Genomic DNA, 23140 nt, shown 5'->3' on the forward strand with positions numbered 1-23140 from the left:
CCACCGTGAGCCTCCTGCGCACCAAGTCCGTCGAGCAGTCGATCGCCGACACCGACGAGCCCGAGTACAAGCTCAAGAAGTCGCTGTCCGCGCTCGACCTCACGGTCTTCGGCGTCGGAGTCGTCATCGGCGCCGGCATCTTCACCCTCACGGGTCGCGCCGCGCACGACATCGCCGGCCCCGCGATCGTCCTCAGCTTCGTCGTCGCCGCCTTCGCCTGCGCCCTCGCGGCCATGTGCTACGCCGAGTTCGCCTCGACGGTGCCCGTCTCGGGGTCGGCCTACACGTTCTCCTACGCCTCGCTCGGCGAGCTCTTCGCCTGGATCATCGGCTGGGACCTGATCCTCGAGCTCTTCCTCGGCGCGAGCGTGGTCGCGCAGGGCTGGAGCACCTACCTCAGCTCCCTCCTGGAGCAGCTGGGCGTCTCCCTGCCACCCGCGCTCGCCAACGGCGGAGTGGTCGATGTGCCCGCGATCCTCCTGGTGCTGGTGCTCGGCGCACTGATGACTCTCGGCATCAAGGAGTCGCTGCGCGTCAACCTGGTGCTCGTGGCGATCAAACTCTTCATCGTTCTGTTCGTCATCGTCGCGGGTCTGCAGTTCGTCACCATGGACAATTACTCGCCGTTCGTTCCCGCGGCCGAGCCCTCGCAGTCCGCCTCCGGCCTCACCCAGCCCCTGCTGCAGTTCCTCTCGGGCATCGAGCCCGCGACCTTCGGAGTCGGCGGCATCATCGCGGGCGCCTCCCTCGTCTTCTTCGCCTACATCGGCTTCGACGTCGTCGCGACCACAGCGGAGGAGACCCGCCGCCCGCAGCGAGACCTGCCCATCGGCATCATCGCGTCGCTCATCATCTGCACCGTGCTCTACTGCGCTGTCGCCCTCGTGGTGACCGGGATGGTGCCCTACCGCGAGCTGGACCCCTCCGCTGCGCTCGCCAATGCCTTCGCCTACCACGGGCAGGCCTGGATGGCGACGGTCATCTCCGCCGGTGCCGTCGCCGGCCTGACCACTGTGGTGCTGACGCTGCTGATCGGTGCGACCCGCATCATCTTCGCGATGGCCCGCGACGGACTGCTCCCCCGGCGTCTCGCCGCGGTCCACCCGCGCCTGCGCACGCCGTGGTTCACCTCCGTGGTGGTGACCGTCGTGGTCGCCCTGCTCGCCGGCCTCACCCCGATCGGCGTGCTCGAGGAGATGGTCAACATCGGCACGCTCTCGGCGTTCGTGCTGGTCTCGGTCGGTGTCGTCGTCCTCCGCCGCAAGCGTCCTGACCTGAAGCGGGGCTTCCGGGTGCCGCTGAACCCGTGGCTCCCGCTCTTGTCGGCGCTGATCTGCGCCTACCTGATGCTCAACCTCTCGATCGAGACCTGGCTGCGCTTCCTGATCTGGCTGGCCGTCGGCTTCGGGATCTACTTCACGTACTCGCGCAGCCACGCGAAAATCGGGCGGTAGCACTCAGTCGGCCAGGCCCACCTTGGGCCTGGCCCACGAGCGCCCACGGGTGTCCTTGAGGATGTCGTACTCGACCTCGACGTGCGGTTCGATGGCGCTGTACTTATCGTTCGGGGCGCCGATGACGAGCTGGAAGCCGAGTCCCCGCCACGCACCGATCGCGCGCGCGGTGAAGTGGGCGTCCGCCTTGATCAGTGCCTCGTCCAGGAAGACCGGGGCGTAGCGGGGGCGGTCGGCGCCCGCGTCCCCGAGCTGGTAGCGCAACGCTGCTCCGACGATGAACGCGATCAGCTCCTGCGACTCACCACCGGACTTCTCGCCGATGTGGTCGTAGAGCGCGACGTGCGCGCGGGTGAGGGCATCGACGCGCTCGGCGCTGACGCGGACGTGATTGCGCACGTCGACGAGGTCGCCGAAGTCGGGCGCGGTGCGCCGCAGCCGCTGAATGAGCCGCGACATGCGTCGGTAGACCTGCTCCCGCTCCTCCTCCGTCGCCACGGCCTGAATCTGCGCGCGCACCTCGCGAAGTTCGCGCCGGAAGCGGCGGCGCACCTCCGACTGGTTCTCGCGGGTGGTGATCTGGAGGCGGTGCCCGTCGTCGTAGAACGGCAGATCCTGCATGATCACGTTGATCGGCTCGATGCGCTCGCGGATCTCTCTGAGGGAGCGGCCAAGCGTGGAGTCGAAGCTGGTCAGGTCGTTGCCGGAGAGGGTGAGGAGGCTGTCGCGCCACTCGGACTCGAGCCGGTGCAGACCGCTGGTCTCGAGCGCGTCGAGCAGGCGCTCGAAGTCGCCCGCGGAGGCCTCGGGATCGACGATCAGATTCGGGTTCGGCCAGCGGTCGAGGAAGCCGGCCATGATCCGGCCGGCGCTCTCCCGCTGCTGCTCGTGCGCCTGCGCGGCGGAGCGGCGGTCCTCCTCTAGCCGCTGCGCCGCCGAGGCGAGCGCGGCGTCGAAGCGGACCAGCACGTCCGAGGCGCTGCCGGACGCGGCTGCCTCGGTCAGTGTGAAGCGGGCGTCGAGGAAAGCGCACTCGTCGTCCTGCAGCTCGCGTCCGGCCCGCTCCGCCGCGTCGAGGGTTGCCTGACTCGCGTCGACGTCGTCGACCACCACGGCCCACTCCGCCTCGATCCGCTCGCGCTCCACGCTCGCCCGGGCGATCTCCTGTCGCAGCCGCTCCGTCCGCTCCCGGAGTTCGGCGATCTGCTCCTGCAGTCGCGCCAGCTCGGGGTTCGCCTCCGCCACCTCCCCGAGAACCGCGGTCCAGCGCTCCTGCTCCGCGACGAGCGAATCGACGTCGACCTGGTCCCACGAGACGCGGGTGATGCGGGCGAAACGGGTGAGACGGTCCTCGATCGCATCGAGCGCCTCCTCCGCGACTCGGGACGCCGCTGTTGCCGCCGTGCTGCGAGCCCGCGCCGTCTCGACGAGTGCGCTCAGCTCGCGCAGCCTCCGCGCATTCGAGAAGCCCAGGACGCTCGCCGCGCCGTGGCCGCCGTGCGCACCGCGCTGGCCCTGCGAGAGCTGACCGGAGAGAGTGAGCGCCAGACGGTGCCGCCCCAGCTCGTCCGCGTGGTCGACGCAGACGAAGCCGAAGCGGTCCTCCAGGCGGTCCTGCAGCCAGCCGGCGAAGGGCGTGGAGCGGTAGTCGAGACGACCGGGCAGCGTCGATGAGTCGAGGCCGCGCACCTCCTCGAGGCCGGTCTGCACGCCCTCGTAGCGGAGGCGGACCGGGAGCCGCACCGCATCGATCGCGGTGCGGAAGCGATCCAGGTGGGCGACGTCGAGCAGGAGCGTCGTCGCGAAGCCGCCGAGGGCAAGGCTGAACGCCTCTCGCCACGGCTCGAACTCGCTCCGTACCTCGACGAGCTCTCCCACGTAGGGCAGGTCCTCGGCCGAGAGGCCCGCTGCACGGGCGATCACCTCGCGCGCCTCGTGCAGCGGTCTCGGAATGCTGTCGTGATGCTGCGAGGCAGCGCGCTCCTCCGCCTCGAGCTCGGCGAGTTCGCGGGCGGCCGCCGTGCGCTGCGTCATCGCCTCCGAGTACGTCGCGCGGGCGTCGCGCTTCGCCTCGGCCGCGCCCGCGGCGTCGGAGGCGCGCGCGAGGACACCCTCGAAAGCCTCGCGGGTGGTCTCCTCACCCAGCGCACGCAGATCCTCGTCGAGCCGAACCCTGCTGTCGCGCACCGTCTCGAGCCGCCGCTGCACCTCGCGGAGTTCGCGCTGCGCCGTCTCGAGCCGATCGCCGCCGGAGGCCCGTAGCACCTCGGCCAGAGCGTCCCGCTCCGACTCCGCTGCCCCGGCCAGGGCATGCTTCTCGCGCAGCACCGCGTCGACGAAGCGCGTGCGCTCGCGCAGTTCGGCCTCGACATCGCGGAGGAGGCCGAGGCGCTTCTCCGCCCGCCACACGGCGGCCGGCGAGCCCGGGGCGTCGAGGTCGCCCAGGGCGTCGATCAGCCGCACGCGCTCGGCCGAGGCGGCGATGCGCAGGCGCAGGCCCCGCAGCGGCTCGAGTGCGGCGACCTGCTGGCGCGCGGTGAGCATCCGCTGCCGGGTGCCCTCGAGCTCGTCGAAATGGGCCACGACCGCGTCGGCCGAGGCGAGGGTCTCGGGCTCTTCGAGCACGAGCCGCTTGTAAAGGTCGTCGACCGTGGTGATCTGCTGCCCGGCCTGGATGCGCGCGAGCAGGCTCATTGCCTTCGACCCGGCGCCGGCGGCTCCGATGCCGAGCACCGCGTGCAGGCGGGCCGAGAACTCCCGGTCGGTAGCGAGCGGATCCAGGCCCGCCGCACGCAGCGACGCATCGGAGAAGCGGTGCGCCGCCGCGCCGTCGAGTGCGGCGAGGTCGACCGGGCCCTCAGCGCTCGCGCGGACGCGCACGGTCTCCTCGAGCACGCGCGCAGCGGCCGGGACGTACCAGGCCCGGACCGCGCTGAAGTGCGAGCCGTCGTGGTCGACCCAGGTCATCGCGACCGCGGTCCAGGTGTCGGTGCCGTCCCCGCGCAGGACGCGCATCCTCGTGCCCTCCTCCGTCCGCGACTCATCGAGCTTGCCGCGGGCGTAGGAGAGGATGTTCCGCTGGTCCTCACCGCGCGGTCGCCCCGTCACTCCGCCGTTGGAGGCGCCATTGAACGGCGTGGTGTGCGGCATCATCAACGCGATGTAGGCGTCCATCAGGGTCGACTTGCCGGAGCCGGAGCCGCCGCAGAGCAGGGTGGCGCCGGGCGAGAAGCGGACTCGGTGGGCGCCGTCGTAGCCGCCCCAATTGACCAGCTGCAGGTCCTCGGCGAGCCACTGCTGTCCGCGGGAGGCGGCGGGGATGAGGCCGAAGAGGGTGTCGAGCATGGTCATCGGGGGTCGTCCTCCGGGTCGGGGGTGTCAGCGTCGGGGGTGTCAGCGTCGGGGGTGTCAGCGTCGACGGGATCATCCTCGCCGGGCTCGTCCTCGACGGGCTCCGGATCGCCGGAGTCCGCCTCCTTGGCGAGCGCCGTGTCGCTCCGCCCCTCCTGGGTCGCCTCATCACTCCGGCGCCCGCGCAGCCAGTCGCTCAGCTCCCGCAGCTTCGGCGCGCTCAGCACGATCTCCACGATCGGGCTGATCCGGTACCGCCCCGCCGACTCCTCCTCGACGATGCCGTCCCGGCCCAGCCGCTCCAGCGCTTTGCGGACCATCCGCTGCCGACGCGCGGTGTCGCGCTCGGCGTCCGCGAAGTAGCTGAGCACCGTCTGCTCGACCTCCTCAACGTCCACCCGCGCCGACGGCTCGCCGGCCGCCGACTCCCGCTGGTACACGGTGCGCAGGTGCACCAGAACCAGCGTCTCGGCGCGGGTGTAGGGGAGATCGCGCAGCAGCACCGGCATCTCGACCTCGTCGGAGCGCACCTGCTCCTTGTAGGCGACTCCGCGCTCGTGGTCGACGATCAGCCGCACGAACAGGTCGTTGAGCCGCGACTCGATCAGTTGCCGATGCTCCTGGAGCACGGCCCACTGCTCCCGGTGCCGGTCGGCGAGGAGGAAACGGCGTTGCAGCACGTGCACGAGCACGCGGCGGACCTCGGTGTCGAGGACGCCGCGGTCGCCGGGGAAGAGCTCGTCGGGGTCCTCCTCCATCGACACGGGCGCGATGAATGGATCGACGGCGGGCTCGTCGGTTGCCACGGGGTCAGTCATCGTCGGTCTCCTTCTCGGTGCGGGCGGTCACGGATCCGAAGGCGAAGCGGCGGGTGGTCCCGTCAGGTCTGCGGGCGCTCACGACGGAGTAGCCCTCGCCGTCGACGAGGCCCGTGCGGTGCGCGATCTCGAGCAGACCGAGCAGGTCGACGGGCCGTCGCGTCTCCTCCGGAGCCGCGCTGAACGCGTCCCCCAGGTCGAACTCGTCGCCGAGCTGCGCGACGTAGGCCTCCAGCTCGGCGTAGCGAGGGCCGCCCCAGGCACGACTGTCATCGCCGATGAACTCCGCCGCATCGTCCTCGGCCAGCGGAGCCGGTCCCCCGGCCGGTCGCACGTCCCCCAGCGTCTGCCGCAGGTGACCGATCCCGGCGACCGGCAGGTGCACCAGCGGTGCGACCGGCGCATCCGGGGAGACTCCGCCGGTCCACTCCTGCAGCCCCGCCATCACCTCGCGTAGCAGCTCGTCCACCTGGCGGTCGCGGGCCGGATCGTGGGTGCGGACCTGGCCCGTGATGACATGGGAGGCGCGGCGCTGCGCGGTCAGCACCTCCTGGACGCCCAACTCCACCCGGCGGCCGATCGCGCTGAGCTCCGCCCGCTGAGCCGGATCCATCAGGCGAGAGAACGGCTGCACGAGCACCGTGTGCAGCTGATCGGCCAGCGCGTCGATCCGCTCGGCGTCGCCGAGAAGCCGGAGCGCTCCAGCGAACGCCCGGCCCTCGCTGGTGGCCTGCATCACGTGCTGCCCGCGCTCCAGATACTCCCGCAGCACGTCCCCGGTGGGCCGGACGTCACGGCGCAGGTCGGCGACCACGTCGCGCTGCATCGCCTTGATCGACTCGGCCACCCTCGCGAAGTCGGCCGGTAGCTCGCGCGCGAGGTGGACCACATTCTCGGCCTCCTCGAGCAGCTGCTCGTCATCGATCGGCTCGAGACCGGCGCCCTCCTCCAGGGCCCCGATCTCGGCGTCGAGGCGCGCCCGCTCCTCGCGCAGCCGCGCCAACCGGGCCTGCGGGTCGGGCTCGACGTCCGCGGCCAGGCGCTCGACCGCCTCCAGGAGCGTGCGCACCCGCGAGTTCGAGACCCGCGTACGGCCGCCGCCGGTGCGTCCGGTGATCTCGAGCGCGCTGACGGCGTGCGCGCTGAGGCGGTAGACCTCCGCCTCCCCGTCGATCTGTGGGACGAGCCAGCCGACGCGGACCCAGTAGCGGCAGAGCTCGCGCGCCGTGCCGCTCGGCAGCGCCCGCTCCCCCTCGTCGTAGCCGGCCGAGCGCAGCTCCTCCAGCAGCTCGCCGACCTCGGCGTGCGCGTCCGCCACGGCGACGACGTGCCGGTCGACCGTGAACACGAGCGAGAGGGCGGCGACGACGAACGGCGCGTACCGGCCGTGCAGGAGATCGAGGGTCGGCGTCCGGAAGGCGCCGAGGGAGCGCAGGTAGGCGGCCTCGGCACGGGAGTTCGACATCGCCCTCCAGGATAGGCGGCGGGCCGGAGGTGTGCGGACGATCGCGGCGGACGCGCCTCCCGCTTGCACCGACCGCCTGGCCGAGGTATGACTCTTCGTCATGTTCTCGTCGCAGCTGTCGCTGTCGCTCGAATTGAGGTCGGATCCACTGCGCTCGGCCGGCCCGTCCTGCCCTGGATCGACCACGGAGTTCCCGGATGTCGCTACACACTGAGAACGAGAGCGCGCTGTGGATCGAGTCCTGCACGGATGAAGAATTCGTTCGCGTGTGCACTATCGCGCACTTCCTGCTCTACCACGGCCCGCACACCGCCTCGGGTCGGTCGATGTCGTATGCCCAAGCGGGTGCCATTGCCGCCGTCTCCATTCACGAACGTGCCCCGAGGAAGCTCAAGCGACATCGGAGGGACTTCACGCATGCTCTTCCCGACCGGTCCCCGTGGCCGAAACGGCGGACCAACGACATCGTCATGGCGGCTCTCCCGACCTACGACGGCGTGAACAGCGACGTCATCGACTTTTGAGCCGAATCCCCCGTCGACGCGCGGAACCACGCTGACCGGATGGCACCGCTCTCCCCCGCCGTCCACCGTTTGGCCACTGCATTCGGCGGGTAGATGAGAGTGCTGGTGGCGGAGTCGTGCACGGCGAGTTCGGTGCCGTACTCGTCCGTCGCCATGACCCCTCTCATCATCGTCCTCCGCACCAGGTGCTCGCCGAAGACGGTCCCGAGGGCGTTAACCGAGACCGTCGGATCACTGGGATTCTCTGCCGGAAAATAGCGCCAGCTCTGCAGAATCAGTTCGTAGAGCGACACGATCTGCGCGATGTCGGCCACCTCCACGCCGAGGTCGGCCGCGAGCGGGAGATGCCCCGCCATCCAGGTCTTCTCGGCCTCGTTCGGCTCGGAGAACCGCGGCTCGGTCTGAATGAACGCGAGGGGCCGCTTCGACGCGGGCCGCTGGAAGAACTTCTTCACGGCGAGGATCCTATGCAGGAGCGATCTCCTGCAGGACTCGCTGGCGTGGATCGAGGTTCGACTGGTCCCCGTGATCCCGGAGTCGGCCTCGATCCGCAGAGCGAGCCGATCACGCGGCCGCGGCGGGCAAGAGCCCGCACACACAGGAAACCCTGACGGCAGTAGCTGCTCACCAGGGCTTTCTCGTCGGGCTGACAGGATTTGAACCTGCGACCCCTTGACCCCCAGTCAAGTGCGCTACCAAGCTGCGCCACAGCCCGTGGCAGTCCGGGCCGAGGCCCGGGCAACTCGACTACCCTAGCGGATGCCGACGCCGGAAGTGAAAACGAGCGCAACCCGTAGACTCACCTCGCGGAACGCGTCGGCACCGGCCGATGCGCCGCCGACAACTCGGGAGGCATCAGCAGTGGATGCGCGGCAGAAGCGATCACAGGTGGCCCTGCATCGGGCAATCATCGAACTCGCGACCGACTGCGACGTCGCCACACTGACCGTCTCCGAGATCACCGGTCTCGCGGGCGTGAACCGCTCCACCTTCTACGCCCACGCCTCCTCCGCCGCGGAACTGCTCTGCGCGGCCCTGCGGGACGAACTCGACCTGATCCGCGAGGGCTACCTCCAGCAGCTCCGCAGCGGCGCCGCCACCGACGCGAGCATCCGCGAAGCCACTGCCTGCGTCCTCGGGCACCTCGACGGCCACCGCGACCTCTATCTGCGGGCCTTCGACGCGCCCGGCGGCGACTCCGGACTGCGCGCGATGCTCGCCGATCACTTCCGCGGCGCCGTTTCGGCGACCCTGGACACCGGCGTCCTCGACGTCCCGGCCGCGAACACTCCGCTCGGATTCCTCGAAAACGCGACCGCCTCATTCCTCGCGGCAGGCTCCGTCGGCCTGATGGAGCAGTGGCTCCGCCTGCCCGCCCCGCGCGACCCCGACGTGTACCTCGGCGCGTACCGTCGGCTCCTGCCGCCCTGGTGGCCCTTCGCGCCCGTCGGCTGAGCGTCGGCGCTCTGCGCAGACTCGGACGGCCCGCGGGAGGAACCCCCGCGGGCCGGACTCGTCGCAGCAGCGGTCAGCGCGCGCGCTTCTCCCGAACCCGCATGTTGACGTTCACCGGGGACCCCTGGAAGCCGTAGATCTCGCGCAGGCGGCGCGCGATGTAGCGGCGGTAGCCCGGGTCGAGGAAGCCGGTGGTGAAGAGCACGAATGTCGGCGGGCGCGATGAGGCCTGGGTGCCGAAGAGCACGCGCGGCTGCTTTCCCCCGCGCAGAGGGTGCGGGTGCGCCGCGGTCAGCTCGGCGAGGAAGGCGTTGAACTTGCCGGTCGGAATGCGGGTGTCCCACGACTCGAGGGCGAGTTCGAGCGCCGGCACGAGCTTCTCGAGGTGGCGGCCGGTGCGGGCCGAGATGTTGACGCGGGGCGCCCAGGCCACGTGCGCCAGATCCGTCTCGATCTCGCGTTCCAGGTAGCGGCGGCGCTCGTCGTCGAGCAGGTCCCACTTGTTGAACGCGAGCACCAGCGCACGACCCGACTCCAGCACCAGATCGATGATGCGCACGTCCTGCTCCGAGATCGGCTGCGAGACGTCGAGGACGACGACGGCGACCTCGGCCTTTTCGAGCGCAGTCGAGGTGCGCAGCGATGCGTAGAAGTCGGCGCCCTGCTGCAGGTGCACGCGGCGGCGGATACCCGCGGTGTCGACGAAGCGCCACACCTTCCCGGCGATCTCGACCTGCTCGTCGACCGGGTCGCGCGTGGTGCCGGCGAGTTCGTTGACGACCACCCGCTCCTCCCCCGCGGCCTTGTTGAGCAGGCTGGACTTGCCGACGTTCGGACGGCCGAGGATCGCGACACGGCGCGGGCCGCCGACCTCGCGCTTGGCGACGGCCGACTCGAGCGGCAACTTCTCGAGCACCGCGTCGAGCAGGTCGGCCACGCCGCGCCCGTGGACGGCCGAGACGGGGCGGGGCTCGCCGAGACCGAGCGACCACAGCGAGGCGGCGTTGGGCTCCTGGCGGGCATCGTCCACCTTGTTGGCGGCGAGGAAGACCGGCTTCTTCGTCTTGCGGAGCAGCTTCACGACATGCTCATCGGTTGCGGTCGCGCCGACGTTCGCGTCGACGACGAAGATCACGGCGTCGGCGAGGTCGATGGCGATCTCGGCCTGCATCGCAACGGACGCGTCGATCCCGCGCGCGTCGGGCTCCCAGCCACCGGTGTCGACGATGGTGAACGAGCGGTCGATCCACTCCGCCTTGTACGACACGCGGTCTCGGGTGACGCCCGGGGTGTCCTCGACGACGGCCTCGCGGCGGCCGAGGATGCGGTTCACCAGCGCCGACTTGCCGACGTTGGGGCGGCCCACGATCGCCACGACCGGGAGGGCGGGGAGGTAGCGGACCTCGTCCGAGTCCTCGCCGGCGAACTCGAGGAGGTCGAGGTCCTCCTCGTCGAGGTCGTAGTCCGCGAGTCCGCTGCGGAGCGCCTGCGCGCGTGAGGAGGCGAGCTGCTCGTCGAGGTCGCCGAGGCGCTCGACGAGGTCGTCGTCTCCGAAGTTCAGCTCGTCGTCACCGACGTGCGTGTCCTGTGCCATGATCGGCCCTTGCTCTCGAAGTTCGGACCTCGGCGACGACCGCGTCGACGGTCTGCTCGAAGTCGAGATGAGTGGAGTCGAGAAGAGTGACTCCGTCTGCGGCGTTCATGAAGTCGACGACCTGCGAGTCGGCGCGATCCCTCGACCGCAGTGCCTGACCCGTCGCCTCGGCGGATTCCGTGGTGACCTCGCGCGAACGCCTGGCCATTCTAGCCTCTTCGCTCGCGGTCAGGAGGATCCGCACCGGAGCGGTGGGAGCGACGACCGTCGTGATGTCGCGGCCCTCGACGATGATTCCCTCGCGCCGCGTCTCCCCGATGATCCGCCGGAACAGCAGCGTAATCCTCCGGCGGACCTCGGGTACCTTCGCCACGGCCGAGACGCGCGCGGTGACCCGGGGCTCCCGGATTGCGGCTGTCACCTCGGTCGGGCCGACCCAGACCGAGTACGACTCCGGGTCGGTGCCGATGGAGTAGTCGAAGCCGTCGAGCGCATCGACGATCGCGTCCTCGTCCTCGAAGTCGACTCCACGATCCAACCCGTGCCAGGCGAGTGCGCGGTAGGCGGCGCCCGTGTCGAGAAACTCGAAGTCGAGGCGGCGGGCCGCCGCTCGCGACACGCTGGACTTGCCGCTGCCGGCCGGGCCGTCGATCGCGACCACGACGGCCTCGCCGAAGTCGCCCTGCACCACGGCCTCGGAGCGGGCCTCGCTCTCGGGAGCCGCGCCCCCGTCCTCCGGGATGCTCTGCTGCGCGCGGCGGGCGGGCGTCATCCTGTTCAGGCCGCCCTCCTGCCTGTTCTGCTCGGTGCTCATCCGGCGATCCTCCAGCCGCGTATGGTCAGTTCCTCGGTGAGCGGCGCGACCGCCTCGGGTACCACGGAGATCTCGGCGAGCCCCACTCTGCGCCCCTGCGCGTGCTCGAGACGCACATCCTCGAGGTTGACGCCCGCCTCGCCGATCTCGACGAGGAGCCGCGCGAGAGTTCCTGGCGAATCGTCGATGAGCACGATCAGAGTGGAGAAACGCTGGTCCTGACCGTGCTTACCGGGCAGGCGCGCCACTCCCGCGTTACCCGCGGCGAGGTGCTCGGCGAGGACGCGGCGCGACCCCGGCGCATCGAGGTCGCGGAGCGCGTCGGCGACCGCGGCGACGTCGTCCCGGAAGGCGTCGAGCACCGCGACGACATGCTCACGGTTGGCCGCGAGGATCTGCATCCACAGCTCGGGTGCGGAGGCGGCCAGGCGCGAGACGTCGCGGACGCCCTGCCCGGCCAGGCGCAGAGCCGCGTTCGGAGCATCGAGGAGGCGCTGGCCGAGCAGCGAGGAGATCACCTGCGGGGCGTGAGAGACCAGCCCGACCGAGAGGTCGTGCTCCTGCGGATCCATCTCCACGATGGTGCCGCCGAGATCCAGCGCGAGACCCTCCACCCGCGCGAGCACCTCGGAGGTCGTCTCGCCGTCGCGGCAGATCACCCAGGGACGACCGACGAAGAGGTCGCCGCGCGCCGCGACCGGGCCGCCGCGCTCGCGGCCGGCCATCGGGTGCGAGCCGATGTAGCGGGCGAGGTCCACGCCACGGGAGCGCAGCTCGCGCAGGGGCTGCGTCTTCACGCTCGCCACATCGGTGACGACCGCCTCGGGGTATGCCGCGAGCTCGCGCTCGACGACGCTCGCGGTGACGTCCGGAGGGACGCACACGACGACCAGGGACGGCCGATCATCGGCGGAGGCGGCGCGGCCGGCCCCGTAGTCGATGGCGAGAGACAGGGTCGCGGGCGACGCATCGTCCAGAACGACGTCGATCCCGCGCGAGGCGAGACCGAGGCCGATGGAGGCGCCGAGCAGGCCGGAGCCGACCACCCGCACCGTGCCGGTCGTCCGCAGGGCGGGCGGGGCGGGGTGCAGGAGTTCGTTCACCCCGACAGCCTAGCGATCGGTGCGGCGCTGCTTGTCGGTGCCGGAGCGGCGCGGAGCAGTCGCTCCCCCGCGGCCGCCTGTGGAGGAGCCTCCGCGGTCGCCCGAGCGGTCGCCCGAGCGCTCCGCCTCACGACGTGGACGCCGGGCCCCCACGCTCGCCTTCTTCGTCGGAAGCGCAGGAGCGACGGCCACCGCCTCGCCGCCCTGCCGCGCGATCGTCAACAGCGCACCCAGCTCATCGCGCGTCAGGTCGCGCAGATCGCCCGAGCGCAGAGTGCCCAGGTGCAGCGGGCCGAACTGGCGTCGAACGAGCTCGATCACCGGATGCCCGACCGCCGCCATCATTCGACGCACGATGCGGTTGCGCCCCGAGTGCAGGGTGATCTCCACGAGTGACGCAGTCGAGCGCCCCTCCGGCCGACCCAGCAGCCGCGCCTTGTCGGCCGCCACCGGTCCGTCGTCGAGCTCGATCCCGGCGGTCAGCATTGCGATCGTCTGCGGGAGGACCTGCCCGTGCACCTTGGCGATGTACGTCTTCGTCACGCCGAACGACGGATGCGCAAGCACGTGCGCCAGCTCGCCGTCGTTGGTCAGCACCAGCAGGCCCGACGTCTCCGCGTCGAGGCGACCGACATTGAACAGCCGCTCAGAAAAGTTCTTCGTGTAGAGGCTGAGATCGGTGCGGCCGTTCTCGTCGGCCAACGAGCTGACGACGCCGACCGGCTTGTTGAGCATCACGTAGCGGCGCGAGGTGTCCAGCTGCACCGCGACTCCGTCGACCTCGATCCGGTCGGTCGCCGGATCGATGCGTCGACCGAGCTCATCCGCCACTTCGCCGTTCACGCGGATCCGCCGCGCCACGATCATCTCCTCGACCACGCGTCGGGAGGCGACCCCCGCTGCCGCGAGGACCTTCTGAAGTCGTTCGCCCTCGGGGCCGCTGTCAGGCTCGCTCATCGAATCCGTCTCTTCCGTCGCTCAGTAGGGGGGAGATCTTCGGCAGCTCGTCGAGCGAGGCGAGGCCGAGGTGCACGAGCAGCTGCTCGGTGGTGCCGTAGAGGATCGCACCGGTCTCGGGGTCGTGACCGACCTCCGCGATCAGGCCGCGCCCGAGGAGGGTACGTGCGACGGAGTCGACATTGACCGCGCGGATCTGCGCGACCTGGCCGCGCGAAACCGGCTGCTTGTATGCGATGACCGCCAGCGTCTCGAGCGCCGCCTGCGAGAGCCGGGTCGGGTTCTGGGTCAGCACGAAGTCCGTCACCACCGGGTCGTACTCACGGCGAACGTAGATCCGCCAGCCCGCGCCGACCTCGCGCAACTCGAAGCCCCGCCGAAGGGACCCGTCGACGCCGTCGTAGTCGGCGACCAGCCGCTCGACCGACTGGCGCACCACCGCGATCGGCCGCGAGAGCGCCGTAGCGAGCGCCGCCAGCGACTGCGGCTCGTCGGCGACCATCAGAATCGCCTCGATTGCCCGGTCGATCTCGAACGCGACGGTCCCAGCGCCGGCGTCAGGACTCATAGTCCGCTCCGAGCGTGGCGAGGCTCGCGTCACTCCACTGCTCCGCCACCCAGCGCAGCGTCAGCTCGCCGAGCGGCTCCGGCTGCTCGAACGTGATCGCCGCGTGCCGGTAGAGCTCAAGCACGGCCAGGAACCGCGCGACGATCACGCCCTTCTCGTCGGCGCCGAGGATCAGCTCGCGGAAGGTGGCCGACTCCCGGACACGCAGCACGGCCACCACATGGGCGGCCTGCTCCCGGATGCTGATCTGCGGCGCGTGCAAGTGGTCCAGGCCGACTGCCGGCAGCTCGCGCGGGGCGAGGGCGACGGCCGCGAGAGCGGCGAAGTCGGCGGCCGACAGGGTCCACACCAGCTCCGGCTTCGCGGCCCGGTACTCCTCCTCCAGTGGCACATCGCGCACGTGCCGGGCGGTCTCGACTGCCATCCGCTCGGCGAACCACGACGAGACCTGCTTGAACGCCTTGTACTGCAAGAGCCGGGCGAACAGCAGGTCGCGCGCCTCCAGCAGAGCCGCGTCCTCCGCGTCCACGAGCTCGCCCTGCGGCAGCAGCCCGGCAATCTTGAGGTCGAGGAGGGTCGCTGCGACGACCAGGAACTCGGAGGCGAGGTCTAGTCCCTCCAGCGTGTCGATCCCGTGCAGGTACGCGAGGAACTCGTCCGTGACCGCGCTCAGTGCGATCTCGGTGATATCGACCTGCTGCTTCGCAATCAGGCTCAGCAGGAGGTCGAACGGGCCCTCGAAGTTGGTCAGGGCGACGCGGAATCCAGTCGGAGCGGGACGCTCCTCGAGCACAGCCTCAGGCGACCGCGCCACGCGAGATCAGCTCCCTGGCGAGCTTGCGGTACGCCTTCGCGGCGTTGTGCTCGGGGGCGAACTGGGTGATCGGCACGCCGGACACGCTGGCGTCCGGAAACTTCACCGTGCGGCCGATGACCGTCTCGAGCACGCTATCGCCGAAGGCGTCGACCACGCGATCGAGCACCTCGCGCGAGTGCAGGGTCCGGGAGTCGTACATCGTGGGCAGGATGCCGTCGAGCTCGATCACCGGATTGAGGCGGTCGCGGACCTTGTCGATCGTCTCGATCAGCAGGGCCACACCGCGCAGTGCGAAGAATTCGCACTCGAGCGGAATGAGCACGCCGTGGCTCGCGGTGAGGGCGTTGACGGTGAGCAGGCCCAGCGAGGGCTGGCAATCGATCAGCACGACGTCGTAGTCGGCGCTCACCTTGCGCAGCACCCGGGCAAGGATCTGCTCGCGGGCGACCTCGTTGACGAGGTGCACCTCGGCCGCCGACAGGTCGATGTTGGCGGGGATGACGTCCAGGCCCGGGACGCGGGTCTTCCGGATCGCCTCGGCCGGGTCCTTCACGGTGCCCAGGAGCAGGTCGTAGATCGTGATCGAGTCGTACGTCGTGACGCCGAGGCCGGCCGAGAGGGCGCCCTGCGGGTCGAAGTCGATGGCCAGGACGCGGCGGCCGTATTCGGCGAGCGTCGCGCCCAGGTTGATGGTCGTTGTCGTCTTACCGACGCCACCCTTTTGGTTGCAGAGCGAGATGATCCGAGCGGGTCCGTGACCGGTGAGCTCCACCGGCAGCGGGAAATCGCGCAGGGGGCGGCCGGTCGGGCCGAGCGTCGGGGCTTCGAGACCGGTGAGCTCGGCCTTGTCGTCCGTCTTGCGTGTCACCTGCGTCGTCCTCGCTTCCGTGTCGGCGTGCGCTCCCGCGCGGCCTTCGTCGAGTGTACCGGCGCCCCGCTCCCCCGCCGCGGCGCCCCGCCGCACGGCCCTGCGCCTCAGCGTCGCGCTCGCGGATGCGCCGACGTGTACACGTCCCGCAGCGTGTCCGCCGTCACCAGCGTGTAGATCTGCGTCGTCGCCACCGAGGCGTGCCCCAGCAACTCCTGCACCACGCGAACGTCCGCGCCGCCCGCGAGCAGGTGGGTCGCGAACGAGTGCCGGAACGTGTGCGGCGAGATCTCGCGGTCCAGGCCCGCCTTCTCGGCGACCGCGCGGATGACCAGCCACGCGCTCTGTCGCGAGAGCCGGCTCCCGCGCACCCCGAGGAAGAGCGCCGGAGTCGCCCGTCCGCGCCGCGACAGCTCCGGCCGGGCCCGCACCAGGTACTCCTCGACCGCCTCCCGGGCGTAGTGCCCGAGCGGCACCATCCGCTGCTTCGAACCCTTGCCCGTGAGGCGCACCACCTCGGCGTCCACCACGTCGTCGACGTTCAGGTCGACCGCCTCCGAGATCCGCGCCCCGGTCGCGTAGAGCAGTTCGAGCAGCGCCCGATCGCGCAGGTCGGCGAGCTCCTCGCCCCGCGCCGCGTCGAGCAGCGCCGCCATCTGCTCGACCGTGACCGCCTTCGGCAGGGTCATCGGGATCTTCGGCGGCACGACGTCACGGGCCACGTCGTCCGCGACGAGCCCCTCTTCCAGAGCGAACCGGTGCAACCCGCGGACGCTCGAGAGGATCCGCGCCCGCGAGCTCGCCGCGAGCGGACGCTCCGGCCGCGCGGCCAGCCAGGAGGAGAACTCCCCCACATCGGCCCGGCGCAGCTGCGCTAGATCGCAGGTCCCGCGCTCCGCGAGCCAGCCGAGGTAGAGCTCCAGGTCCCGCCGGTAGGCGGCGAGTGTGTGCGCCGAGAGCCCGCGCTCCACGCTCGCCTGGCGGAGGTACGCCTCGGCGCACGCGCGCGGAGTCACTCCCGAGGGTGGCGCACCCGCGGGTGGCGGGTCCACGGCGAGGAGGCGTCACCCAGCCCGCTCCAGTCGCGCGAGCGAAACGCGTGCGCAGCGAGCACCGCGATGCTCAGCGACGGGTTCTGCACCCGGCGGGCCAGCACCGCCTCGACGACCTCGTCGAGCGGTACCCAGCGCAGCTCCATATCGGCTTCCTCGGCCTCGCGGTCGAAGGCGGAGCCGGTGGCCGAGAGCCCGCGCGCGAGATAGATCCGGATCACCTCGTCGCTGCCGCCGGGCGAGGTCGCGAACTCCGACAGCAGGTCCCAGCGCTCGGCCTGCAGGTCCGTCTCCTCGCCCAGCTCGCGCTGCGCAGCGATGAGCGGATCCTCACCCTGCACATCGAGGAGTCCGGCGGGAATCTCCCACTCCCGGGTGCGAACCGGATGCCGGTACTGCTTGATCAGGGCGACGCGGTCCTCGTCGTTCAGAGCAAGAACCGCGACGGCGCCGGTGTGGTCGAGGAACTCCCGGCGCAGCTCCCCGCCGCCGTAGCGGAACGTCTCGGCGCGGACGCCCCAGACCATGCCGTCGAAGACCCGATCGCTGGTCAGGACCTCTGGCTCGACCAGCTCGTCCGAGAGCGGCTCACTCATGGGCGCCGGCCTCCGACGCCGGGAAGAGGCGCGACGACTCCTGGCGCTCGAGCGCCGCGCTCACCAGTCCGCGGAAAAGCGGGTGTGCGGCGTTCGGGCGCGAGCGGAGCTCCGGGTGCGCCTGAGTGCCGACGTAGAAGGGGTGCTTCTCCCGGGGCAGCTCGACGTACTCGACCAGGTGGCCGTCGGGCGAGAGGCCCGAGAACCAGAGCCCTGCCTGCGCGATCTGCTCGCGGTAGCGGTTGTTGACCTCGTAGCGGTGGCGGTGGCGCTCGGCCGCCTCCGGTGCGCCGTAGACCTCGGCGACGATCGAGCCCTCGGCGAGCTCGGCCGTGTACAGGCCCAGGCGCATCGTCCCGCCCATGTCGCCGGAGGCCAGGATCTCGACCTGTTCGGCCATCGTCGCGATCACCGGGAACGCGGTCTCGGGGTCGAACTCCGATGACGACGCCCCCTCGAGCCCCGCCTCGTGGCGCGCGTACTCGATGACCATGCACTGCAGCCCCAGACAGAGCCCCAGAGTCGGGATCCCGTTCTCCCGCGCGAAGCGCAGCGCACCGAGCTTCCCCTCGATCCCGCGGATGCCGAAACCACCGGGCACGCAGATGCCGTCAACCTCGGAGAGCGCCTTCGCGGCGGCCTCCGGGTCCTCAAGCCCGTCCGAGGCGATCCAGCGGATGGTCACCTTCGTCTGCTGCGCGAAGCCACCGGCCCGCAGCGCCTCCGTCACGGACAGGTAGGCGTCGGGCAGGTCGATGTACTTGCCGACCAGGCCGATCGTGACCTCATGCTGCGGCTCGTGCACCGCCTCCAGCAGCCGGGACCAGCCGTCCCAGACGACCTCGCCGGCCGGCAGGCCCAGTTGGTCGATGATGTAGGCGTCGAGCCCCTGCTCGTTGAGCATCTGCGGGATCTCGTAGATGGACGCGACATCCTTCGCGTTGACCACGGCCTGCTCGTCGACATCGCACATCAGCGCGATCTTGCGCTTGTTCGACTCCGAGACGGGACGGTCGCTGCGCAGCACCAGAGCATCCGGCTGGATACCGATCGAGCGCAACGCCGCGACCGAGTGCTGAGTCGGCTTGGTCTTCTGCTCACCGGAGGCCCCCATGAACGGCACCAGCGAGACGTGCACGAAGAACACGGTGCGGCGCCCGAGCTCGTGGCGCACCTGGCGCGCCGACTCCAGGAACGGTTGACTCTCGATGTCGCCGACCGTGCCGCCGATCTCGGTGATGATGACGTCCGGCTGCGGGTCGTCCTCCGCCTGGAGGCGCATGCGCCGCTTGATCTCGTCGGTGATGTGCGGGATGACCTGCACCGTGTCGCCGAGGTACTCGCCGGCGCGCTCGCGGGCGATGACCCGCGAGTAGATCTGGCCGGTCGTGACGTTCGCCGCCTGGTTGAGGTTGATATCGAGAAAGCGCTCGTAGTGGCCGATATCCAGGTCCGTCTCGGCTCCGTCGTCGGTCACGAAGACCTCGCCGTGCTGGAACGGGTTCATCGTGCCCGGATCCACGTTGAGGTACGGGTCGAGTTTCTGCATCACGACGCGCAGCCCGCGCGCCGTCAGCAGGTTGCCGAGGCTCGCGGCGGTGAGGCCCTTGCCGAGCGAGGAGACGACACCGCCGGTGACGAAGATGTGCTTCGTGATCGTCGCGGGCGCGCCCTGCCCGGTCGGTGAAGCGTCCCGAGTCGAGGACCCGGAGGAGCCCTCGGAATCAGAGGGAGAAGAAGAGGAAAGGCCCGTGTTCGTAAAGTCCACCACGGGGTTCCACCGTAACAGCAGAACAGGCGCGACGGACCGCCGGTCCCGGATCGGTGCCGACCCGGGCCGTCGCCATCAGCCCCGCCGGCTCGTCTCGAGCAACTCCCGGGCGTGAGCGAGGGCGTTCGCGGAGTCGGCGAGGCCCGACAGCAGGCGCGCCATCTCCGACACCCGCTCCTCAGAGTCGAGCTGGGTCACCGCACTCGAGGTCACCGCTCCGTCCGAGCCCTTCTCGACGCGGAGGTGGTTCGTCGCGAACGCCGCGACCTGCGCCAGGTGCGTCACCACGATCACCTGCGACGTCTCGGCGAGCCGCGCGAGGCGCCGACCGATCTCGATCGCCGCCGCGCCGCCGACTCCCGCGTCGACCTCGTCGAACACGAACGTCGGCACCGGATCGTTGGCCGCGACCACGACTTCGATCGCGAGCATCACCCGCGACAGCTCGCCACCCGAGGCCCCGCGGGCCAGCGGCCGCGGTGTCGCACCCGTGTGCGGTTGCAGCAGCATCTCGATCGAGTCGCGCCCGTGCGCGGCCGGCTCCCCCGCCGAGGTCACCTGTACGTGCAGGCGCGCGTCGGCCATCGCCAGCGCCGTGAGCTCGTCGCTGACCCGCTCGCTCAGCTCCGCGGCCGCCGCGGTCCGCACCTCGGTCAGCCGGGCGGCGAGCCGGTCGACGAGATCGGCATCGGCGTCCGTGTCGGCCTCGAGCGCCGCGATCCGCTCGTCGTCGCCGTCCAACTCGAGCAGACGCAGTCCGGAGGAGTCGACCAGGTCCAGCACATCATCGAGCGTCGGCCCGTAGCTGCGGACCAGCAGGGACAGCTCGGCCCGGCGGTTCTCGATCAGCTCCAGGTCGTGAGCGCCGTCGAGGTCGAGCTCGGCGAAGTAGGAGGAGAGGCCGCCGGCCGCGTCGACGAGGAGCACCGCAGCCTCCCCGAGTGTCTGCACCATCGGCTGGAGGGCTGCATCGTGCTCGGCCGCCCGCTCCAGCACCCGGCGCGCCGTCTCCACCAGCCCGAGCGCGTCTCGCCCGTCCAACTCCTCCGACGAGATTGCCTCGCGCGCCTCGCCGGCCGCGACCCGCAACTGCTCGATGCTGCCGAGCCGGGCCGACTGCGCTGCGAGCTCCACGTCCTCGCCCCGCTGGGGCGCGACGACCTCGATCTCGGCGAGGGCGGCACGGAGCCGGTCCGCCTCGAGGGCGCGCGCCTCCCGCGCCTGGATCAGGGAGTCGAGCTCCTCCCGGTTGGCCCGCCAGCGCTCGAACGCGCTCGCGTACTCGCGGAGGGCGTTCGCCAGCTCGGGCCCGCCGAACCGGTCGAGCGCCTCGCGCTGGGCCGCGGCCGAACGGAGTCGGATCTGGTCCGACTGTCCGTGCACGACCACCAGCTGGTCCGCGAGCTCACTCAGCACGCTGACCGGAGCACTGCGACCGCCGACGACCGCGCGACCGCGCCCCTCCGCCGAGACGGAGCGAGCAAGCAGCAGCTCAGGGCCGTCGAGATCACCCCCGGCGTCGTGCACCCGCTCGGCGACCGGACCCTTCTCCGGCACCAGCCAGCGGCCGGACACCCACGCTTGCTTCGCCCCTGACCGCACCGCGGAGGCGTCCGACCTCGCACCCAGCACCAGGCCGAGCGCCGTGACCACCATCGTCTTGCCGGCTCCCGTCTCGCCCGTGACGGCGGTGAAGCCCGGTCCGAGCGGGAGCGTCGCCTCGGCGATCACTCCGAGATCGCGGATCTGCAGCTCTTCGAGCATCGGGCCCTACTCCGTCTCCGCCGACCCCCGCCATCCGCGGATGGGGAGACCGAACTTGTGCACGAGTCGATCAGTGAAGGAGGCGTCGTGCAGGCGCGCGAAGCGCACGGCCACGGGCGAGCGGCGATACACGACACGTGCCCCCGGAGGGAGTTCGTAGGCTCGCCGACCATCGGCCCAGAGCACGCCGACGCCATCGGTCCGCTCCTTGACCTCGACGGCGAGGCTCGACGAGGGTCCGACGACGAGCGGACGCGCGAAGAGGGCGTGCGCACTAAGCGGCACGAGGAGCATGGCCTCGACCGACGGCCACACCACGGGCCCGCCGCCGGAGAACGCATAGGCGGTCGATCCGGTGGGAGTGGAGACGACGATCCCGTCGCAGCCGAAACTGGACAGCGGCCGCCCGTCGACCCCGACCATCACCTCCAGCATCCGCTCGCGGCTGCCCTTCTCGACGGTGGCCTCGTTGAGCGCCCAGGTCTCATAGACGACGGTCTCGTCGATCGTGACGCGCACCTGGAGCGTCATCCGCTCCTCGACCGCGTAGTCGCCGTCGAGCGCACGTGCCACGGCGTCGTCCAGGTCATCGCGTTCGCTCTCGGCGAGGAAGCCGACGTGGCCGAGGTTGACCCCGAGCAGTGGCGCGGTCCCCGCGCGCACGATCTCGGCTGCGCGCAGGATCGTGCCGTCCCCACCGAGCACGAACACGAGCTCGATCGACTCCAGCGGGACGTCGGCGCCGAGCACGGAGACATCGCCGAGGTCCGGAGCAACCGTGACGATGTCGCCCTTGTCGTCGGGACAGAGCACGGGGCGCGCCCCGGAGTTCCTCAGGCGGTGGACGACGAGGATCGCCGCGTCGAGGGAGTCCGACCGTCCGGTATGGGCGATGACGAGGATGTTGCGCTCGCCAGGAGGGGACTGCATCGAGGGGATGTCCTTCTGTTCGGTCGACAGCGGCGGACACGATCGCGTCATCCGGTGGTGAGCGCGGTGACCGCGTCCCTCCATTCTGTCGGAATCGTTCCGCGGTCGCGGTGGAGGTGCACCAGATACTCCCGATTCCCAGCGCTCCCCGGGAGTGGCGACTCGGCCAGCCCGACGATGCCGAGGCCGAGGTCCCAGGCCGCCCAGAGCACGTCCGAGAGCGCCTCTCGGCGCAACTCCGGGTCGCGCACGATACCTTCGCGCACTCCGGTGCGCCCGACTTCGAATTGCGGCTTCACCAGCACCACGACGTCGGCGAGCGGGTCGACTGAAGCGGCGATCGGCGGCAGCACCATCGTGAGTGAGATGAAGGAGACGTCTGATACGACAAGTCCCGGGACGACGTCGGTCCCGGCGGCCTCCGCGAGCCGGGCAGGGGTCAGGTCCCGAGCGTTGAAGCCCTCCACGACGTGGACCCGGTCGTCCGAGCGGATCCGCGGCGCGAGCTGCGCATGCCCGACGTCGAGCGCGATCACCGACGCCGCGCCGCGTTCGAGCAGCACTTGCGAGAAGCCGCCGGTCGATGCCCCGACATCGAGAGCATGCACGCCGCGTACCGTCACCGTGGAAAAGGTGTCGAGAGCAGCGATCAGCTTGTGCGCCGCTCGGCTGACGTAGTGGTCGAGCGCCGCGACCGCGACGTCCTGATCCCCGCGGACACGCGTCGACGCCTTAAGCGCTGGTGCGCCGTCCACCGTCACCAGGCCGTCGGCGATCAGGCGGGCCGCGTGAGTACGGGAGCGGGCGATTCCTCGTTCAGCCAGGGCGGAGTCGAGGCGGATGTCGTCGCTCATCGGTCGCGGTCCGCGTTTTCGAGGCGGAGGCGAAGCTGCTCCTGCAGCCGCGTGTATCCGGATGCCCGCTCCGGGAGCGGCGCCTGCTCGATGCGCAGTAGCTCGCGGGACGGTACGGCGTCGTACGTCGCGCCGTCGTCGGCTACTTCGTCGCTGCTCGTCGGCGTCGACTCCGATCGTGAAGGGGCGTTGAACTCGCTCATCGCTGCTCCTTTCTTTCGGAGTCGGGTGACGACGTCCTCGTCGCTTCGGCCGGCCACGGTCTTCTTTGACCATGTTGCGGATCGTTAAACAGCGATGGCCACCCATTTCTGGGTGGCCATCGTGAATGGTGTCCGGCGGTGTCCTACTCTCCCACAGGGTCCCCCCTGCAGTACCATCGGCG

General features: G+C 70.6%; 19 protein-coding genes, 1 tRNA gene and 1 pseudogene. 2 read left to right on the forward strand and 19 right to left on the reverse strand.

The window, feature by feature from the left end; genetic code table 11:
* Nucleotides 1-5 precede the first annotated feature (5 nt).
* Entirely contained in the window at nt 6-1454 is a 1449-nt protein-coding gene (locus tag C5D07_RS12450) for an amino acid permease (RefSeq protein ID WP_104259450.1), read from the forward strand.
* A 3-nt stretch (nt 1455-1457) separates the two neighbouring features.
* On the opposite strand, the gene C5D07_RS12455 is transcribed toward C5D07_RS12450, so the two are convergent.
* The 5 genes from C5D07_RS12455 to C5D07_RS12480 form a co-directional block, all read right to left on the reverse strand.
* Nucleotides 1458-4805: an ATP-binding protein gene (locus C5D07_RS12455; RefSeq protein ID WP_104259451.1), complete on the reverse strand. Its 3348-nt coding sequence runs from the start codon at nt 4803-4805 to the stop codon at nt 1458-1460.
* Nucleotides 4802-5623, reverse strand: a complete 822-nt coding sequence (locus tag C5D07_RS12460) for a DUF4194 domain-containing protein (RefSeq protein WP_104259452.1) — start codon at nt 5621-5623, stop codon at nt 4802-4804. Before C5D07_RS12460 ends, C5D07_RS12455 begins: the two co-directional genes overlap by 4 nt.
* On the reverse strand, nt 5616-7088 hold the full coding sequence (locus C5D07_RS12465) for a DUF3375 domain-containing protein (protein WP_068252488.1): 1473 nt from the start codon (nt 7086-7088) through the stop codon (nt 5616-5618). Before C5D07_RS12465 ends, C5D07_RS12460 begins: the two co-directional genes overlap by 8 nt.
* Nucleotides 7089-7575: 487 nt before the next feature.
* A complete protein-coding gene (locus tag C5D07_RS12475; RefSeq protein ID WP_104259454.1) occupies nt 7576-8067 on the reverse strand; it encodes a DUF3806 domain-containing protein in 492 nt (163 codons plus the stop codon).
* Nucleotides 8068-8253: 186 nt separating this feature from the next.
* Nucleotides 8254-8327: transfer RNA gene (locus tag C5D07_RS12480), tRNA-Pro, on the reverse strand.
* A gap of 173 nt (nt 8328-8500) precedes the next feature.
* Here C5D07_RS12480 and C5D07_RS12485 point away from each other — a divergent pair.
* Nucleotides 8501-9067: a TetR/AcrR family transcriptional regulator gene (locus C5D07_RS12485; protein ID WP_104259455.1), complete on the forward strand. Its 567-nt coding sequence runs from the start codon at nt 8501-8503 to the stop codon at nt 9065-9067.
* 73 nt (nt 9068-9140) lie between these two features.
* Here the strand turns inward: C5D07_RS12485 and der are convergent, their stop codons facing one another.
* The 14 genes and pseudogenes from der to C5D07_RS12555 form a co-directional block, all read right to left on the reverse strand.
* Nucleotides 9141-10661 (reverse strand): ribosome biogenesis GTPase Der, encoded by a 1521-nt coding sequence (der, locus tag C5D07_RS12490; protein WP_104259456.1) that lies wholly within the window; start codon nt 10659-10661, stop codon nt 9141-9143.
* A complete protein-coding gene (gene cmk / locus C5D07_RS12495) occupies nt 10636-11475 on the reverse strand; it encodes a (d)CMP kinase (RefSeq protein ID WP_237358239.1) in 840 nt (279 codons plus the stop codon). Before cmk ends, der begins: the two co-directional genes overlap by 26 nt.
* Nucleotides 11472-12578, reverse strand: coding sequence for a prephenate dehydrogenase (locus tag C5D07_RS12500; protein ID WP_104259457.1), 1107 nt, complete (start codon nt 12576-12578; stop codon nt 11472-11474). Before C5D07_RS12500 ends, cmk begins: the two co-directional genes overlap by 4 nt.
* Nucleotides 12579-12782: 204 nt before the next feature.
* Nucleotides 12783-13535, reverse strand: a pseudogene (locus C5D07_RS12505) (pseudouridine synthase); the annotation flags it as partial.
* Nucleotides 13522-14103 (reverse strand): SMC-Scp complex subunit ScpB, encoded by a 582-nt coding sequence (gene scpB, locus C5D07_RS12510; protein ID WP_068252473.1) that lies wholly within the window; start codon nt 14101-14103, stop codon nt 13522-13524. The gene scpB and the pseudogene C5D07_RS12505, both read right to left, overlap by 14 nt.
* The gene (locus C5D07_RS12515; protein WP_104259459.1) at nt 14093-14917 is read right to left on the reverse strand and encodes a segregation and condensation protein A; all 825 of its coding nucleotides are present in this window, start codon (nt 14915-14917) and stop codon (nt 14093-14095) included. Before C5D07_RS12515 ends, scpB begins: the two co-directional genes overlap by 11 nt.
* Complete coding sequence (locus C5D07_RS12520) at nt 14901-15788, reverse strand: ParA family protein (protein ID WP_104259460.1); 888 nt, start codon at nt 15786-15788, stop codon at nt 14901-14903. Before C5D07_RS12520 ends, C5D07_RS12515 begins: the two co-directional genes overlap by 17 nt.
* A 107-nt stretch (nt 15789-15895) precedes the next feature.
* Nucleotides 15896-16804: a site-specific tyrosine recombinase XerD gene (gene xerD, locus C5D07_RS12525; RefSeq protein WP_104259461.1), complete on the reverse strand. Its 909-nt coding sequence runs from the start codon at nt 16802-16804 to the stop codon at nt 15896-15898.
* Nucleotides 16801-17436, reverse strand: coding sequence for an NUDIX domain-containing protein (locus tag C5D07_RS12530; RefSeq protein ID WP_104259462.1), 636 nt, complete (start codon nt 17434-17436; stop codon nt 16801-16803). Before C5D07_RS12530 ends, xerD begins: the two co-directional genes overlap by 4 nt.
* Nucleotides 17429-19093 carry a CTP synthase gene (pyrG, locus tag C5D07_RS12535; RefSeq protein WP_104259471.1) on the reverse strand — a complete coding sequence of 555 codons (1665 nt, stop codon included), beginning with the start codon at nt 19091-19093 and terminating at the stop codon, nt 17429-17431. Before pyrG ends, C5D07_RS12530 begins: the two co-directional genes overlap by 8 nt.
* 189 nt (nt 19094-19282) lie before the next feature.
* Complete coding sequence (gene recN / locus C5D07_RS12540; protein ID WP_104259463.1) at nt 19283-20971, reverse strand: DNA repair protein RecN; 1689 nt, start codon at nt 20969-20971, stop codon at nt 19283-19285.
* Nucleotides 20972-20977: 6 nt separating this feature from the next.
* Nucleotides 20978-21901 carry an NAD kinase gene (locus tag C5D07_RS12545; protein ID WP_104259472.1) on the reverse strand — a complete coding sequence of 308 codons (924 nt, stop codon included), beginning with the start codon at nt 21899-21901 and terminating at the stop codon, nt 20978-20980.
* 47 nt (nt 21902-21948) lie between these two features.
* Nucleotides 21949-22755 (reverse strand): TlyA family RNA methyltransferase, encoded by an 807-nt coding sequence (locus C5D07_RS12550; protein WP_068252457.1) that lies wholly within the window; start codon nt 22753-22755, stop codon nt 21949-21951.
* Complete coding sequence (locus C5D07_RS12555; protein ID WP_068252454.1) at nt 22752-22958, reverse strand: hypothetical protein; 207 nt, start codon at nt 22956-22958, stop codon at nt 22752-22754. Before C5D07_RS12555 ends, C5D07_RS12550 begins: the two co-directional genes overlap by 4 nt.
* Nucleotides 22959-23140: the final 182 nt, after the last annotated feature.

The organism is Rathayibacter tritici (assembly GCF_002932875.1).
GTDB classification, from domain to species: domain Bacteria; phylum Actinomycetota; class Actinomycetes; order Actinomycetales; family Microbacteriaceae; genus Rathayibacter; species Rathayibacter tritici.